This is a genomic window from Sphingobacterium sp. BIGb0165 (assembly GCF_024810095.1).
In the GTDB taxonomy this organism is placed as follows: Bacteria; Bacteroidota; Bacteroidia; order Sphingobacteriales; family Sphingobacteriaceae; genus Sphingobacterium; species Sphingobacterium detergens.
The window spans coordinates 241,034-257,166 of the sequence record NZ_JANUEB010000007.1 but is presented as its reverse complement, the minus strand read 5'-3'; the positions used below and the strand labels follow the sequence as shown (position 1 = coordinate 257,166).

The 16,133-nt window shown below is 39.0% G+C and carries 16 protein-coding genes and 1 tRNA gene; 7 read left to right on the top strand and 10 right to left on the bottom strand.

Annotated features, from left to right (window positions below; all coding sequences use genetic code 11):
* Window positions 1-32: 32 nt before the first annotated feature.
* A tRNA-Cys gene (locus M2408_RS17695) sits at window positions 33-103 on the bottom strand.
* A 381-nt stretch (window positions 104-484) separates the two neighbouring features.
* Between M2408_RS17695 and M2408_RS17690 the strand changes: the two genes are divergently transcribed.
* The 4 genes from M2408_RS17690 to M2408_RS17675 all read left to right on the top strand — a co-directional run bounded on the left by M2408_RS17690 (window position 485) and on the right by M2408_RS17675 (window position 4,449).
* A complete protein-coding gene (locus M2408_RS17690; RefSeq protein WP_259183971.1) occupies window positions 485-1,102 on the top strand; it encodes a porin family protein in 618 nt (205 codons plus the stop codon).
* A 116-nt stretch (window positions 1,103-1,218) separates the two neighbouring features.
* Window positions 1,219-2,352, top strand: coding sequence for an AI-2E family transporter (locus M2408_RS17685; RefSeq protein WP_120262147.1), 1,134 nt, complete (start codon window positions 1,219-1,221; stop codon window positions 2,350-2,352).
* A gap of 258 nt (window positions 2,353-2,610) precedes the next feature.
* Window positions 2,611-3,558, top strand: a complete 948-nt coding sequence (locus M2408_RS17680; protein ID WP_259183966.1) for a hypothetical protein — start codon at window positions 2,611-2,613, stop codon at window positions 3,556-3,558.
* Window positions 3,559-3,834: 276 nt separating this feature from the next.
* Complete coding sequence (locus M2408_RS17675; RefSeq protein WP_259183958.1) at window positions 3,835-4,449, top strand: porin family protein; 615 nt, start codon at window positions 3,835-3,837, stop codon at window positions 4,447-4,449.
* 70 nt (window positions 4,450-4,519) lie between these two features.
* On the opposite strand, the gene rpsJ is transcribed toward M2408_RS17675, so the two are convergent.
* From rpsJ to rpsL, 4 genes are all read right to left on the bottom strand, one after another.
* The gene (rpsJ, locus tag M2408_RS17670) at window positions 4,520-4,825 is read right to left on the bottom strand and encodes a 30S ribosomal protein S10 (RefSeq protein ID WP_028070501.1); all 306 of its coding nucleotides are present in this window, start codon (window positions 4,823-4,825) and stop codon (window positions 4,520-4,522) included.
* Window positions 4,826-4,953: 128 nt separating this feature from the next.
* Window positions 4,954-7,077, bottom strand: a complete 2,124-nt coding sequence (fusA, locus tag M2408_RS17665) for an elongation factor G (RefSeq protein ID WP_259183939.1) — start codon at window positions 7,075-7,077, stop codon at window positions 4,954-4,956.
* A 133-nt stretch (window positions 7,078-7,210) separates the two neighbouring features.
* A complete protein-coding gene (rpsG, locus tag M2408_RS17660) occupies window positions 7,211-7,678 on the bottom strand; it encodes a 30S ribosomal protein S7 (protein ID WP_046671863.1) in 468 nt (155 codons plus the stop codon).
* 19 nt (window positions 7,679-7,697) lie between these two features.
* On the bottom strand, window positions 7,698-8,111 hold the full coding sequence (gene rpsL, locus M2408_RS17655) for a 30S ribosomal protein S12 (RefSeq protein WP_073405808.1): 414 nt from the start codon (window positions 8,109-8,111) through the stop codon (window positions 7,698-7,700).
* 870 nt (window positions 8,112-8,981) lie between these two features.
* On the opposite strand from rpsL, the gene M2408_RS17650 reads away from it, so the two are divergent.
* Complete coding sequence (locus tag M2408_RS17650; protein ID WP_259183911.1) at window positions 8,982-9,395, top strand: hypothetical protein; 414 nt, start codon at window positions 8,982-8,984, stop codon at window positions 9,393-9,395.
* 69 nt (window positions 9,396-9,464) lie between these two features.
* On the opposite strand, the gene rnr is transcribed toward M2408_RS17650, so the two are convergent.
* Window positions 9,465-11,597 carry a ribonuclease R gene (rnr, locus tag M2408_RS17645; protein ID WP_259183904.1) on the bottom strand — a complete coding sequence of 711 codons (2,133 nt, stop codon included), beginning with the start codon at window positions 11,595-11,597 and terminating at the stop codon, window positions 9,465-9,467.
* A 45-nt stretch (window positions 11,598-11,642) separates the two neighbouring features.
* On the opposite strand from rnr, the gene M2408_RS17640 reads away from it, so the two are divergent.
* The gene (locus M2408_RS17640) at window positions 11,643-11,813 is read left to right on the top strand and encodes a hypothetical protein (protein ID WP_259183895.1); all 171 of its coding nucleotides are present in this window, start codon (window positions 11,643-11,645) and stop codon (window positions 11,811-11,813) included.
* A gap of 41 nt (window positions 11,814-11,854) precedes the next feature.
* Here the strand turns inward: M2408_RS17640 and M2408_RS17635 are convergent, their stop codons facing one another.
* Together M2408_RS17635 and fsa are read right to left on the bottom strand one after the other, a co-directional pair.
* Window positions 11,855-12,283 (bottom strand): Fur family transcriptional regulator, encoded by a 429-nt coding sequence (locus tag M2408_RS17635; protein ID WP_259183878.1) that lies wholly within the window; start codon window positions 12,281-12,283, stop codon window positions 11,855-11,857.
* 131 nt (window positions 12,284-12,414) lie between these two features.
* Entirely contained in the window at window positions 12,415-13,074 is a 660-nt protein-coding gene (fsa, locus tag M2408_RS17630) for a fructose-6-phosphate aldolase (protein WP_120262140.1), read from the bottom strand.
* 178 nt (window positions 13,075-13,252) lie between these two features.
* Between fsa and M2408_RS17625 the strand changes: the two genes are divergently transcribed.
* Window positions 13,253-14,473, top strand: a complete 1,221-nt coding sequence (locus tag M2408_RS17625) for an MFS transporter (protein WP_259183873.1) — start codon at window positions 13,253-13,255, stop codon at window positions 14,471-14,473.
* Window positions 14,474-14,542: 69 nt separating this feature from the next.
* Here M2408_RS17625 and M2408_RS17620 read toward each other — a convergent pair whose 3' ends face one another.
* Both M2408_RS17620 and M2408_RS17615 read right to left on the bottom strand, forming a co-directional pair.
* Window positions 14,543-14,998, bottom strand: coding sequence for an aspartyl protease family protein (locus tag M2408_RS17620; protein WP_259183872.1), 456 nt, complete (start codon window positions 14,996-14,998; stop codon window positions 14,543-14,545).
* 129 nt (window positions 14,999-15,127) lie between these two features.
* Window positions 15,128-16,066, bottom strand: coding sequence for a malate dehydrogenase (locus M2408_RS17615; protein WP_120262138.1), 939 nt, complete (start codon window positions 16,064-16,066; stop codon window positions 15,128-15,130).
* Between the last annotated feature and the right edge of the window lie 67 nt (window positions 16,067-16,133).

Below are 16,133 nucleotides of genomic sequence, written 5' to 3'. Positions count from 1 at the left end.
TTTGATAATATTTTTATTGTTTAAATAAAACGAGGTCGGAAGCGGATTCGAACCGCTGTAGGAGGTTTTGCAGACCTCAGCCTAGCCACTCGGCCATCCGACCCTATTTTTTTTTCCTTTGAAGGTCTGCAAAAATAAAACTTATAATTGGAATTAGGAAATCTTTGTGATAAAACTTTTGTGTTTTTGGACATTATTCTGAAAACCAAGCTGGTAGTTTTTAATACAGGTGTCACTTTAGATTTATGATCACCTTGTCGATTGTAGGTGGAGATGTTGAAAAAGTTGAGGTTTATTCAACCTACTGTATCTTTTAGAGGACATTCAAAAAAAATCTGGTATGAGTTTTTTCTTTTGTTTTGAATTGGATATGAATAGTTTATGGATTTTGGAATAGATATTGCAAATGAGACTGTCAGAAATCTCATACAAGAAATATATGAGAGGAAATGATAAAAGAACAAAGTAAATTAAATTAGGAAACATGAAAAAACTATTATTATCTGCGGCAATTTTATTTGGTTCATTGGGAGCTTTTGCACAAGGTGGATTGGGATACGGCCTACGTGCGGGTGTAAATATTCCTAAATATTCAATTGAAAATGGAAGTTCAGAGTCTAACACAGGCTTTTTTGTAACAGGTTATTTGGACGCGCCTGTATCTCCATATTTCTCTATTCAGCCAGGATTGTCCTTACAAAATAAAGGAGCAAAATGGTCGATTGGTGATGGCAATAACTCTGCAGAGGTAAAACAAAGTGTTATGTCTTTGGATATCCCAGTCAATTTAGTTGCTAAACTCCCTACTGGTGGGTCAGGTAATTTCTTTATTGGTGCTGGTCCCTATGTAGGTTTTGGTTTAAGTGGTAAAAATAAGGCGAGCGGAAATGGTGGAAAAGTTGAAACTGATGTAAAATTCGGAAGCGGAGATGGTGATGAATTAAAACGCACCGATTTTGGTGTAAACTTCCTAGCTGGTTATCAATTGACTAATGGTTTTCAGATTAATGCTGGTTATGGCTTGGGTTTAACAAACTTGGCGCCTAATAGTGGTTCAATCAAAAACCGTGTTTGGTCTGTGGGTATCGGTTTTGGACTATAAGAAATATAAGTATTTAAGCTTATTATGAGGAAGAAGTCCCTGCATTTGTAGGGACTTTTTTATTGGGTTAAAATTATGTGCACCAAATTTGTTATTTTTATTCAAAAGTATACTGCATGAAAAGATTTCTCTCTTTACCATTCTATGTTAAATTAGCCTGCGTATTAATTAGTATCCTTCTTTTAGGCTATTTGGCGAAGATCGGTGACACGATACTTATCCCTATGATCTTAGGGCTCCTATTTGCTTTGCTGTTGATTCCGTTGAGTAATTTTATGGAGAAGAAGTTGCGTTTTCCCCGAACATTGGCCGGAATACTGAGCGTGATTCTGTTTTTTGGTGTTCTGGGTTATGGCCTCTTTTTGCTGGCCTCACAGCTGACGCTGCTCAAAGAGGACTTTCCTGCTTTTAAACATCAGATTATGGATGGCGTGGATAAACTGCAGACTTGGGTTAGCCAGCAGTTTGGTATACAGCACAAAGATCAGATCGACTTTATCAATAAAACAGCTTCAAAATCTGTTGATTCAGGAACACTGTTTCTCGGTACATTTATCATGTCCTTGTCTTCTATTTTTATTCTGTTTGTCTTCACATTCCTGTATACATTCTTTTTGCTGATCTACAGAGGGCATATTGTTAAATTCCTGCTGTTTGCTAATCGTGTCGACGATCGTCCGATTGTGTTGGATGTGGTTAATCAGATTCAATATGTAGTCAAAAAATACTTAATTGGCCTGTTAATTCAGATGAGTTTGGTTTCTCTTCTGGTCTTTGTTACATTATCACTGATCGGTGTAAAGTATAGCCTCTTGCTGGCTTTAATTACGGGGGTGTTCAACGTATTACCTTATGTGGGTATTTTCTCGTCAATGCTTATTATTGCTATTCTTACCTTCGCTACATCATCATTTACACATGTTGTACTGGTGATCTTAGCTTTGATTATTGTACATATGATTGATAGCAACTTTATCGTCCCCAAAATTGTGGGATCAAAGGTCAAGGTCAATTCGCTATTTGCGATGTTATCCATTATTATCGGTGAGATGGTGTGGGGTATTTCGGGAATGTTTTTAGCTATTCCTATTTTGGCAATTGTTAAGATCGTCATGGATCGTATCAAAGAACTTAAACCTTGGGGATTTTTATTAGGGGAGGAGAACAGTAAAGATGAGGTCTACAAAGATCTATTCGATTCTTTAAATCCTATCGAGAAGAAGTTTATTGAAAATGAGGCGAAGGAATGATCTTCCAAGATGGTATTTCTATTTGGAAGAGAGCGCTATGATTATGTTCAGGTGTGAGGTGTTTTGTATTTAAGTTTCCCCTTAAATTTTTGCCAAAGGGATCATATGCGAGTCCCATCGTGATGATGAATTCATTAAAGGCCCATTATCTATTCGGATGTTAAATTTTTGTTTATAATGAATTGATTTTTTGTTATTTTACAATAATTAATGTATTTTGCGTGAATAATTAATTCTTTTTATGAAAATTATGATAATATGATGAATAGATCTCTACTTGTATTTTCTGTTTTTTTCTTGTTTCTTGTAGCTGGTTGTGAAAAGTCGGAAGAAAGTGGTGCTGATTCCAAAGCGAGTATTTTGTTTTCGGACAACAATCATGCTGTTAGAGGAAAAGTGACTTACGATTACAATTTGGATAATTGTGGACAGATTAATCTAATTACCGCAGTAAAGGAAGACAACGGTGATTACGCTGAGTTGAAGTTGACTTTACTTCAGAATGGTGCACTGGCCAAGGTGCAGTATTTGAAACAAAACTCGCCGGATGATAGTAATTATTTTGCGCCGCATCTCCAAACGGAGAAATCTTTTAAGATCACAGATTTTAAATATGATAAAAAGGGAGGCCGTTTGTCCTTTTCCTTTGATGGGAAAGTTTTCAAAAATAATAAACCCGAAGGTGAACGTATATTGGCTGGTAAAGTAGAACTTAACTCAATTCAATATGCTCCATGTAAGATATTTATATTTGATGTGATGACGGTTAATCCCGCTTTTAACTTTTTCGCTATTCCCGGATCGTCCAATAGCTCAGCGAATGGTAGTGGAGGACCTGATAAATATAAAGAATTTGCATATAATATTTATTCCAACGCTGGCCAGTTCCTGAGTTTGAGGCTGGGTCGTGACATATCGAAATTGGTTGGTCAAGAGATAGCATTTGATGAAGAAAATAAAATGTTTAGTGTACAGTATTGGGAATATATTGGACCTTATATGCTCTCAGAATCCTATGGGCCGATTGACAGAAATTGGAAGCGTTTTCAGACAAGAGGAAAGTTAGTTAATATCCAAAAAATGTCTGATAATCGGTATGGTAAGCCTTATTATAGTGGGTTGATCATCATGGATATATTCGATGAGGACCGGATGATAAAACAGGCTGTTGAATTGCCTTTCCATTTATCATCTTGGCTTGATTAATAATAAGGAAGGTAATGTAAGGATAACGGATTTTATTGACGATTTATTGCAAGTAGATCCATATCAAAAAATATTAGTTATAAAAGCCACGAGATAAGATGTGGCTTTTACTGTTTTAGTGATCAGTTATACGAATTGGACAACTTCCTTATGTTGAATTATAGATACATCAATTTTTGTAATTCTAAAAAAAAGTTATAGAAATATAAAGAGCTTTTTTAGTTGTATTTCAGTGAATTATATGCTATTTTCGGTCTATATTTAATTTGTTTTTTAATGAAAAGAAAATTACTATCAATCGCTGCGGCATTATGTTTTATTGCCGGAGCCAAAGCGCAGACATCGTATGGTTTCAAGGCAGGTGTTACTTTTCCTAAAGTGACCGCTTCTTCCGAGAACATATCTGTTTCCACAAAAACATCTACATCATTTTATTTGACAGGTTATTTAGATGCACCTTTAGCACAAAACCTTTCCATTCAGCCAGGCTTATCCCTTCAAGGAAAAGGAGGTAAGGGAGTATCAGTGAATGGCTTTGAAGAATTGGGCAATGATGGAAAATTAGATCTGATGTATCTGGAGATACCTGTAAACTTTGTATACAGTATCCCTACCGGAAATTCTGGGAATTTTTTCTTGGGAGCGGGACCATATGCAGGATTGGGCTTATCTGCTAAGGCTAAAACAGGAAACGTTAAAGTGGATATTGGATTTGGAGACGATGGTTTAAAACGATTTGATGCGGGACTTAACTTTTTAGCGGGCTATCGTCTATCAAACGGTTTTTTGATTAATGGTGGTTATGGTTTAGGATTAGTTGATATGGTTGGAGCAGATGGAGGTTCCTTAAAGAATCGCGTATTTTCGATTGGAGTAGGTTATCAATTATAATTTAAATCGAGGTATTAAAAAAGGGCTTTTCTTACGAAAGGCCCTTTTTGTTTTCAGTGACTGAAATCTATCACACTTTGATTTCTACTTCAACACCTGAAGGTAATTCAAGTTTCATCAATGCGTCAACAGTTTTAGCGTTTGATGAATAGATATCCAACAATCTTTTGTAAGCACACAATTGGAATTGCTCACGTGCTTTTTTGTTAACGTGTGGTGAACGTAATACCGTGTAGATTTTTTTCTCAGTAGGCAATGGAATAGGACCACTAACAACTGCACCTGTAGGTTTTACTGTTTTTACGATTTTTTCAGCTGACTTGTCAACCAAATTGTAATCGTAAGATTTCAATTTAATTCTGATTCTTTGGCTCATTTTTATTTATTTAAAATGATTGCTAATTAGAGCTATTCACAACTAGCAATCGGTGTGTATTTTTTGATTAAAGAACAAAGATAAACGATTATAGTCCTTCATCTTTGTTCCTTTATTTTTGAGTTCTATTATTCTACAGAACCTTTGATTTTACCTTTTGATTTTGCAATCACGTCATCAGCAACGTTACGAGGAGCTTCAGCAAAGTGATCAAATTCCATTGTAGATGTTGCACGACCTGAAGTGATTGTACGTAATTGAGTTACGTAACCGAACATTTCAGAAAGTGGAACCAATGCTTTGATAACCTGTGCACCGTTACGTGAATCCAAACCTTGCATTTGACCACGACGACGGTTTAAGTCACCCATTACATCACCCATGTTTTCTTCTGGTGTTAAAACCTCTATTTTCATAATTGGTTCCATTAACACTGGAGAACATTTAGGCAATCCTTCACGGTATGCTTGACGAGCAGCTAATTCGAAAGACAATGAATCTGAATCGACAGCGTGGAATGAACCATCAATCAAACGAACTTTCATTCCTGATAATGGGAATCCTGCTAATACACCATTTTTCATTGAAGTTTCAAATCCTTTTTGAACAGAAGGGATAAATTCTTTAGGGATTTTACCACCAACGATTTCATTAACGAATTGAAGAGGTGATTTAGTTAAATCGAAATCTTCGTCCGCTGGAGAGATAACAACTTTGATATCCGCGAATTTACCACGACCACCTGATTGTTTTTTGAATACCTCACGGTGCTCAGTTGTACCGTTGATAGACTCTTTGTATGATACTTGAGGAGCACCTTGGTTAACCTCAACTTTGAATTCACGTTTCAAACGGTCGATCAAGATCTCTAAGTGAAGCTCACCCATACCAGAGATAACTGTTTGACCAGTTTCTTCGTCAGTTTTAACAACGAATGTAGGATCTTCTTCAGCTAATTTACCAAGACCAATACCTAATCTATCTACGTCAGCTTGAGTTTTAGGCTCAATCGCTAAACCAATTACTGGCTCAGGGAAAGTCATAGACTCTAATATGATAGGCGCTTTTTCGTCACAAAGTGTATCACCAGTTTTGATGTCTTTGAAACCTACAACCGCACCGATATCACCAGCCTCAATAAAAGGAATAGGGTTTTGTTTGTTCGCGTGCATTTGGAAGATACGAGAGATACGCTCTTTGTTACCTGAACGAGTGTTCAATACATAAGAACCAGCATCTAACTTACCTGAGTAAGCACGGATAAAACATAAACGACCTACGAATGGGTCAGTCGCAATTTTGAAACCTAAAGCTGCGAAAGGTTCGTTAACATCTGGTTTACGTAAGATCTCTTCACCTGTGTCAGGGTTAGTACCTTTTACAGCGTCGATATCAAGAGGTGAAGGCAACAATTCCATTACTAGATCCAACATGGTTTGAACACCTTTGTTTTTGAAAGATGAACCACAAACCATAGGAACGATAGCATTATCTAATACTGCTTTACGTAAAGCATCTAAGATTTCGCGCTCAGTTAATGAATTTGGATCTTCGAAGAATTTCTCCATCAAAGTCTCATCATAACCAGCTACTGCTTCTAATAATTTCTCACGGTATTCAGCAACTTCATCCAACATATCCTCAGGAATAGGAACTTCTGTAAACGTCATACCTTTATCATGCTCATTCCATACGATACCACGGTTGTTAATTAAATCAACAACACCAGTGAACGTATCTTCAGCACCGATAGGTAATTGTAAAGCGACAGCATCAGAACCTAACATTGATTTTACTTGACCAACAACTTTCAAGAAGTCAGCTCCTGAACGGTCCATTTTATTAACGAAACCGATACGTGGAACAGCATAGTTATCTGCCAATCTCCAGTTAGTCTCTGATTGAGGCTCAACACCATCAACCGCAGAGAATAAGAATACTAATCCGTCTAATACACGTAATGAACGGTTTACCTCAACCGTGAAATCCACGTGTCCAGGAGTATCGATTACGTTTACTTGGTATTTATTACCACGGTATTGCCAGAAAACTGTAGTAGCAGCAGAAGTGATTGTAATCCCGCGCTCAGCCTCTTGCTCCATCCAGTCCATTGTTGAAGCACCTTCGTGAACTTCACCAATTTTATGGTTTACACCTGAGTAGTAAAGGATACGCTCAGTTGTTGTAGTTTTACCAGCATCGATGTGAGCAGCGATACCGATATTTCTAGTGAATTTTAAATCTCTTGCCATAATATTTTTAAGCAGCTGGCCTTATGGGCCTTATGTGTTTAAATGTAATGTTAAATAAGTACACCGACCTTGATAAAAGATTGTTCGTTTATCGGAGGTCGGTGTAATCATATTTTTTTGAATGTCTTCAAAATTAGAATCTGAAGTGTGAGAACGCTTTGTTAGCTTCCGCCATTTTGTGCGTATCTTCTTTCTTCTTAACAGCAGCACCTTCACCTTTAGAAGCTGAAATGATTTCTCCTGCTAATTTTTCAAACATTGTTTTTTCACCACGTTTGCGAGCGTATGAAATTAACCATTTCATACCCAAAGCGATTTTACGGTCTGGACGAACTTCCATAGGAACTTGGAAGTTAGCACCACCTACACGACGTGATTTAACTTCAACAGCAGGCATAACGTTGTTCAAAGCTTTTTTCCAAGCTTCTAAACCGCTTTCTTGTGTTTTTTGTTCTACTAATTCTACTGCATCGTAAAAAATAGAATAAGCGATAGATTTTTTACCATCTACCATCATATTGTTTACGAAACGTGTTACCTGAACGTCGTTAAACTTTGGATCAGGTAAAATGATTCTCTTTTTCGGTTTTGATTTTCTCATTTTTCTTTCCTCCGTTTAATTATTTCTTTTTACCTTTTGTTGGAGCTGCAGCTACTTGTCCTGGTTTAGGACGCTTAGTTCCGTATTTAGAACGACGTTGGTTACGACCTGCTACACCTGAAGTATCTAATGCACCACGGATGATGTGGTAACGCACACCTGGTAAATCCTTAACACGACCACCACGGATCAATACGATCGAGTGCTCTTGTAAGTTGTGACCTTCTCCAGGGATGTAAGCGTTGACCTCTTTACCGTTTGTTAAACGTACACGAGCTACTTTACGCATTGCTGAGTTTGGTTTTTTAGGGGTAGTAGTATATACACGTGTACATACACCTCTTCGCTGTGGACATGAGTCCAACGCTGGTGACTTACTCTTATCAACCAGAGCTACTCTACCTTTTCTAACTAATTGTTGAATAGTAGGCATTTACCTGTTTTTGTTTATAAATTTGATACCTAAATTATTTTAAGTTCGCAAAGATACTGATTTCGTTTTGAATATTAAATAGTTAGTATATAAAATTTAGATTATTTTTTCGAAATGGAAGCTCTCTTTTCCCTGAAGCGAAGCCATTTCCCCACGTGGGTTGACAAGTTCGCGCTCCTTCTTCTGTATATTGTCCTTGGTCTAGATGATTTAGTCGGGTGGATTTTTCGTTTGCTCACCTGTCGAGATCATTTCGACACCCGTCCACGTCATTTTCCACAGCAACTAGCTGTCTTTGTCGGGTGTCGGAACGGTTTAGTCTCCAGTCTATTTCGTTTTGTCCATGGCCTGGATGATCTAGTCGGGTGGAATTATTATTTACTTACCTGCCGAAAGCACTTCGCCACGCGTCCAAGTCTCTTAGACAGTTGGGAGAAACGATATTTTACTCGGGTAAATGACACCGACAGGACGCATAATTGCGTTGTTAAGCCCGGTAATATGCCCGTTGATTTTCCTTTGCGCTTGTCATACCGACCTGCTGATCTTTCAATAGGGGGCTTTGTTGCTATTCCGTATGGAGATTAATTGAACAGCAAGCCTGTTTATTTTTTTGCTTCGTCCTTAATCGAATTTGCCCGCGGCTTTTTTTTAATTGGTGCGCAAAAAAAAGAAACATAAGGAGAAATTCAGTTAAGTCGCTCTATTATTGTTCGGTAGCTATGGGTAGGATGCGAATTCTTGAAATGGACTATCTACTGGTTTCTGAGTATATTGTCTATTCTGCATGTTGTTGCGTTCTTTTGGCAAGACATTTGTTGAAAACGAAGAGATAATTTTTTAGTAAAAACAAATTAAAGTATTCAAGTTATGAAAATGAAATTAATGTATGCAGTGGTATTGGCGCTGGTAGCGTTCGCTTTTGTGGGATGTTCAAAGGATAAAGATGAGCCTATCCAAACAGGTGGAAGCATTGATGCGGCTGTAGGAACTTATAAGGGTAGTATAGATCTATCAAATATCAATGGACCAATGTTTGATAAAACTTTGACTGTTACAAAAATATCTGACAATACATTGAAAGTTGAGATTGGGGACAAAGCACTTAAAATACCTACGAAAGAGTTTAAGGTTATCAATAATATGAACGTATCAATTCAAACGTCAGGCGTTTCTCCAGAGGGATCGTTTTTATTTGATGTGAAAAACAAAACACTTCTTTGTCAAGGCGAGAAAACTAAAGAAACAGATGTTTTTTTTACTTTTAAAGGAGCCAAACAATAAGTTTCTTTTACATTATAAAAAAGCCCTATCAGCGTTACTGATAGGGCTTTTTTATATAACTGGATTGTATTACGACAATAACGTAAAATCAATCTGCCGTTTATCCAGATCAACTTTCTTCACGCGGATCTGTACCTCATCACCCAATTGGAATTTCTTTTTCTTCCGTTGGCCAATGATCGCATAGTTCTTCTCATCCAGTACATAGAAATCATCCGTGATATCACGTAAGCGTACCATACCCTCACACTTGTTCTCTTCAATCTCCACATACATACCCCATTCGGTTACACCCGATACGATACCAGTATATTCTGTGCCAATCTGATCTTGCAGGTACTCTGCCTGTTTGTATTTGATGGATGCGCGTTCCGCTTCAGCTGCCTTTTTCTCCATTTGTGAAGAATGCTCCGACATTTTCTCGTAGTGCTCGGCATTGACGTTTGTACCACCATCCAGGTAGAACTGCAAAAGACGGTGTACCATCACATCCGGATATCGACGGATAGGGGAGGTGAAATGGGTATAATAGTCAAATGCCAATCCATAATGGCTTGTTTTCTTAGTTGTATAAATTGCTTTGGCCATGGAGCGCACCGCCAGGGAGGTCAGCATATTCTGTTCCTTGCTACCTTCGATCTTGGTCATTATCGCATTGAGGGATTTCGCTGTTTCCTTGTCTGTTTTAATGGTCAACTTGTGACCAAAACGTGCCGCAAATTGTGAAAATGTAGTCAAAGTCTCCGGGTTCGGAACATCGTGGTAACGGTATACAAACGTTAATTTGTTTTTACCTCGACCTTGCTTACCGATATACTCAGCCACTTTACGGTTGGCCAACAACATAAAATCTTCGATCAACTTGTGGGCATCTTTACGTACTTTGGTATATACGCCTGTAGGTTTGCCGTTTTCATCCAAGGTGAATTTAACCTCCTCACTTTCAAAGGAAATTGCTCCATTTTTAAACTTACGTTCACGAAGGATATAAGCGAGCTCATTTAATTTTAATAGCTCATGGCTGAAATCACCGGATTTCGTCTCGATAACTTCCTGTGCCTCCTCATAACTAAACCGTCTGTCCGAATGGATAATCGTGCGGCCAAACCATTGCTCATGAATAGTAGCTTTTTCGTCCATTTCGAATACTGCCGAAAAACAAAGTTTGTCTTCATGTGGGCGTAATGAACAAACGCCATTGGACAAACGTTCCGGAAGCATTGGAATAACACGGTCAACCAAATAGACCGATGTTGCACGGTTAAAAGCTTCTTTATCCAACTCGGTATCCGGAACCACAAAATGCGATACATCGGCAATATGTACACCGATCTCGTAATTGCCATTCTCCAGCTTTTGGAAAGATATGGCATCGTCAAAATCTTTGGCATCTGCAGGGTCAATCGTAAATGTGGTAACACCTCTAAAATCACGTCTTTTGGCAATCTCTTCCTTGCTGATTTTCTCTGTGATTTTATTGGCCTCATCTTCTACCTTTTTAGGGAATTCCAATGGGAAGCCGTAGTCTGCCAAGATCGCATTCATCTCGGTATTGTTTTCGCCTTTGACACCCAGAACATGTTTGACCGTTCCTACCGGATTCTTACTGCCACTTGGCCAGTCAATGATCGAAACCACAACTTTCTCTTTGTCCTTGGCACCATTCAGGTTGTCCAGTGGAATAAAGATATCGTGCAACATCTTGCGATCATCGGCGATAAAAAATGCGAAATTGTTTGAAATGCTGATTGTTCCGGTAAAGTCGGTTTTGGCCCGCTGTAGGATTTCAATAACTTCACCTTCTTTTTTGCGACCACCTTTTCTCTTCTCAAAAGTGTGTACTTTGACAATATCGCCATGCAGGGCTTGCCTTAATTTACGTGGCGCAATATAAATATCGTTTTCAAATTCATCCTCAGGAATAATATAGGCGGAACCATCTGCTGTCATATCCACTTTTCCGGTGACATATACTTTAATTTGTTTCAGATTAAATTTTCCGCGCTCTACTTCCACAAAAAGTCCGCTTCGTACATTTTCCTGTAAAATATCGGCAATGGCAACTTTGGAATCGTTGTCCGTCAGATTCAATTTGGAAGAAACTTGTTTATAGTTGAGGGGCTTGTTTCCTGATTTTTCGAAAATATCGATGATCAGTTGGGTTAATACCTCTTTATAGGGATTATCTTTTCTTGTCTTCATTCGTTTTATTATTTACTCATTTGTATTAGCCACCAAGTCATTTGTATGATCGCTAGTGTGTTGAATAGCGGTTATTACCCCGTAGGTACAATAAACCAACGCTATGCGCAATCATTCAACAGTATGATTACGCTGTTGATACAAGGTACAAAAAAATCAGCATTCACCCGTACAATAGCCGAGCCAATCGGAGTGAATCCGATTTCCAAATTATAGACAGATCAAGCGGAAAATTGTTTTGAAGCTGTAGGTTTGATTTATTTTTTACAATGATTACATACGCCGAGCGCGTTAACGGCAATCGCCTCCAAGCTAAATCCATCGGGGATAGACACTTTTGGCAATGTAATTTCATCCAGACAATAGACCGAGTTGCATATCCGACAGATGAAATGCACATGTTGGTCATGATGGTGATGTTCGGAGCAGTTGGTGGAACACATAGCATAGGTAGCGGTTCCGTGTAGATCAAAGATCTTATGGATAATACCCTTTTCCTCAAAACTGGCCAATACACGATACAATGTCACGCGGTCGATATCTTTACCCAATAATTTCTCCAGTTCCGGCTGGGAAATAGCCGAATCTTTCGTTGAAATAATTTCAAGCACCTTTAACCGGGGTTGGGTGATTTTTAAACTATTTCGTTTCAGAATTTCTGGATATACAGTATTGGATTGTTCCATGGACTTATTCGTTATAACCTTAGATCAATTACAAAAATACGGAATTTATCCACATAAGAAAACCGATAAGGTTAAGATTATTGTCATCTTCCCCTTATCGGTTCAAAATCTATACCGAAGTATAGTCTATTTTATTTACCCGCAGCTTTAGCGTGGTCAGCCAAGAATGTCGCTAAACCGCTATCTGTCAATGGGTGTTTTAGCAATGCTAACATTGCAGATAATGGGCCTGTCATTACATCTGCACCGATTTTAGCACAACCTAAGATGTGTGCGCTATGGCGTACAGAAGCTGCTAAGATCTGTGTTGGGTATTGGTAGTTATCGTAGATCAAACGGATATCTTCGATCAATGCCAATCCGTCTGTAGAGATATCATCCAAACGACCAATAAAAGGTGATACATAAGTAGCACCCGCTTTTGCAGCCAATAAAGCTTGACCAGCAGTGAATACCAATGTACAGTTTGTTTTAATACCTTTTTTGCTGAAATATTTAATTGCTTTCACGCCATCTTTGATCATAGGAACTTTTACAACGATCTTGCTGTCAAGAGCTGCTAATGCTTCTCCTTCTTTGATCATTTCTTCGTAAGTTGTAGAAATAACCTCAGCACTCACGTCGCCGTCAACAATTGCACAGATTGCTTTATAGTGGTTGATTACGTTCTCATCACCGCTGATACCTTCTTTAGCCATTAAACTTGGATTGGTCGTTACACCGTCTAATACGCCTAAGTCTTGGGCTTCCTTGATTTGCTCTAGGTTCGCTGTGTCAATAAAAAATTTCATTGTGTATGTTATTGAATGATAATTATTTGATTATTTTAATGTTCAAAATAATAGGTGCAAAGTTATTGATTATATTCCAGTATTACACATCTATTTCGATGAATTACATCATTATTTTTGCAAAATAGAATCTCTTCCCGTTCTTTTTTGTTATACTTTTATAGTATTATCTTTATATATGCAGGTTTTTAGGTCTCTCCATTATAGAAACTTCCGTTTACATGTAATAGGACAAGCAATTTCCCTAATGGGAACTTGGATGCAGCGGATAGCAATCAGCTGGCTGGTCTACGAACTGACAGGTTCGGTCTTCTGGTTGGGTTTCGTTCAGTTTATTTCCTTATTACCCTCTTTGGTCTTGTCCCCTTTTATCGGAAGTTTTGTTGATAAACATAAGAAGTACAAGCTGGTGTTATTGACGCAGATTGGCCTGATGGTACAGGCAGGTATGCTGACATTGCTGGTTTACCTCAAATTGGAGACTGTGCTGTGGCTCTCGGTTCTTGGGCTGATACAAGGAGTCATCAATTCCTTCGATGTGCTTGGTCGACAGTCCTTGATGATGTATCTGGTCGGTGACCGTAAGGATCTGCCCAACGCCATTGCACTCAATTCAACCATCTTTAACGGTGCCCGGATGCTGGGACCCGCCATCGGAGGGATCTTACTCAGTACCTATGGTGAATTGGTCTGTTTTGCATTGAATTTTATCAGTTTTGTGCCCGTTATCATTACATTGTTGATGATGAAGGTGGATGAAACCAAGGTGCAACTAAGTAAAGGGAGCAACTGGGAGGGACTGGTCGAGGGATTTCGTTACCTCAAACGTTCACCGCATATCTCTTCCTTGATTATTATCATGACTTTTTCCAGTTTGATCGTCATTCCTTATACCTCACTCTTGCCTGCGATAGCGAAAGAGATGTTTCATGGGGACGAGCGCATATTCTCCTGGTTTGAAAGTGCTGCCGGATTGGGTGCCATGATCGGTGCGTTTAATATGGCCCGACTGAAATCGGGAACGAATCTACGCTATCAGGTGATGGGAGCAGCTGCACTGATGGGGCTAGCATTGCTATTCCTGGCGCATTCAAGTATGTTACAGATGGCTTTAGTGTATGTAATGCTGGTTTCCTTTGCCATGATGATGCAGAATTCCAGTATCAATACCTATATTCAGACGCATGCCATACCGATCTACCGGGCGCGGGCTATTTCGTATTATGTCATGGCCTTTCAGGGTATCTTTCCAATAGGTACACTCATGATCGGTTCCCTGGCAAGTTACTGCGGTCTCCGAACTACCTTATACCTGATGGGAGGACTGGGAATAGTTATTGCGCTGCTCTATTATACCTATCTGCGGATGCATATCCATAAGCGGCTTTTTAAACTGTAGTAGTGCGTATTGAGATCTTGGTATAGCGAGCCAGAGGCTTATCAGTTTAGTGCGGGATATTTTTACAGCTTACTTACTCTTTATTTTTCGGTCCCGCAAGCGTAATGTCTTTTTCGCATAATCAATAACAGCACCATAATCGGCGAAAATATCACCGCCTAATACCCCGATCACGGGTTCCAGATCCATTTGCTGATACGCATAATTGATCGAACTTAGATCCAGTACTGCGGTCTTCAATTTGTTGATGTGCCAGGTACCGATTGCCAAACTGGGAATTTCCATGTTAAAGCTTTCCATCGAGTTCGTGCCAAGACCTGTTGATAGAGTTTCCGATGGCTCCAAAAGCAATTGATCCTCTAAAAGATGTCCCATTTGGGTTTTATCAAATACGGTTTTAGATGCTCCCGTATCGATGACCATTCTAAAACTGCGTTCATAAAGTGTTACATCAACGAGAATATGTGTTCCTTGCCCCTGAAGATCTAAGATTTGAAAAGGTACTGTTGTCATATTCCCAAACATAGCCAAAAATTTAATTAAAAAAAAAGTTTGGAGCAGCCTTATCTTCCTGTGAAAGTAAAATCTTTTTTGCAATATGAAAAAAGGCCGTTATTTACAATAACAGCCTTTCCTTTCACTCGTGTATGTTGATTACAATACCTTAATCTCTTTCAATACATTATTCATCGTGCGTACGGCATCAGCACTTTTGCTGAATTTTTCCTTATCTTCCTCATCCAGTTGTAATGGAATAATACGATCCCAGCCTTTTTTGTTAATAACAACCGGAACACCGAGATTAATATCCTCCTGACCAAATTCACCTTCGAGGTAAACAGAAGCGGTAAATAATTTACCTTGGTCACGTACAATACTTTCGACCACTGCGGCAGTAGCGGCACCAGGAGCATACCAGGCCGATGTACCAATCAGGCTTGTTAAAGTTGCTCCGCCCACCATCGTCTTATGGACAATCTCTGCCTGTTCTTCTGCAGTAAGAAAGTTACTGACCGGAATGCTGTTCCACGTGGAGTGCTTTATCAGTGGAATCATGGTTGTATCACCGTGGCCACCAATGACAATGGCATTGAGATCTGCGGCCGATGCATTTAATTTTTCACTCAATTGATATTTGAAGCGCGCTGAGTCCAATGTACCTCCCATTCCGATAATCCTATTTTTAGGCAAACCGCTTGATTTGAGCGCGAGGTAGGTCATCGTATCCATTGGGTTGGAGACAATGACAATAATGATATCCGGAGAGTGTTTTACCAAATTCTCTACAACTGATTTGACAATATTTGCATTTGTCCCAATCAATTCCTCGCGGGTCATTCCCGGTTTACGGGGAATACCTGAGGTGATGACAGCAACAGTAGAGCCCGCAGTAGACAGATAGTCATTGGTTACTCCTTTGATTTTGGATTCAAAACCCAGTAGGGCTGCCGTTTGAGCCATATCTTGTGCTTTTCCTTCTGCAAATCCTTCCTTGATATCCAATAACACAATCTCCTCGGCGACATTTCGACGGATTAAATTGTCTGCTGTAGTTGCACCTACAGCTCCAGCACCAACAATAGTTACTTTCATATGTAAATTATTTGTTTTTTAATGGCCATATGGAATATCCAGTCCATTTTCACGAATGCTTGTACTG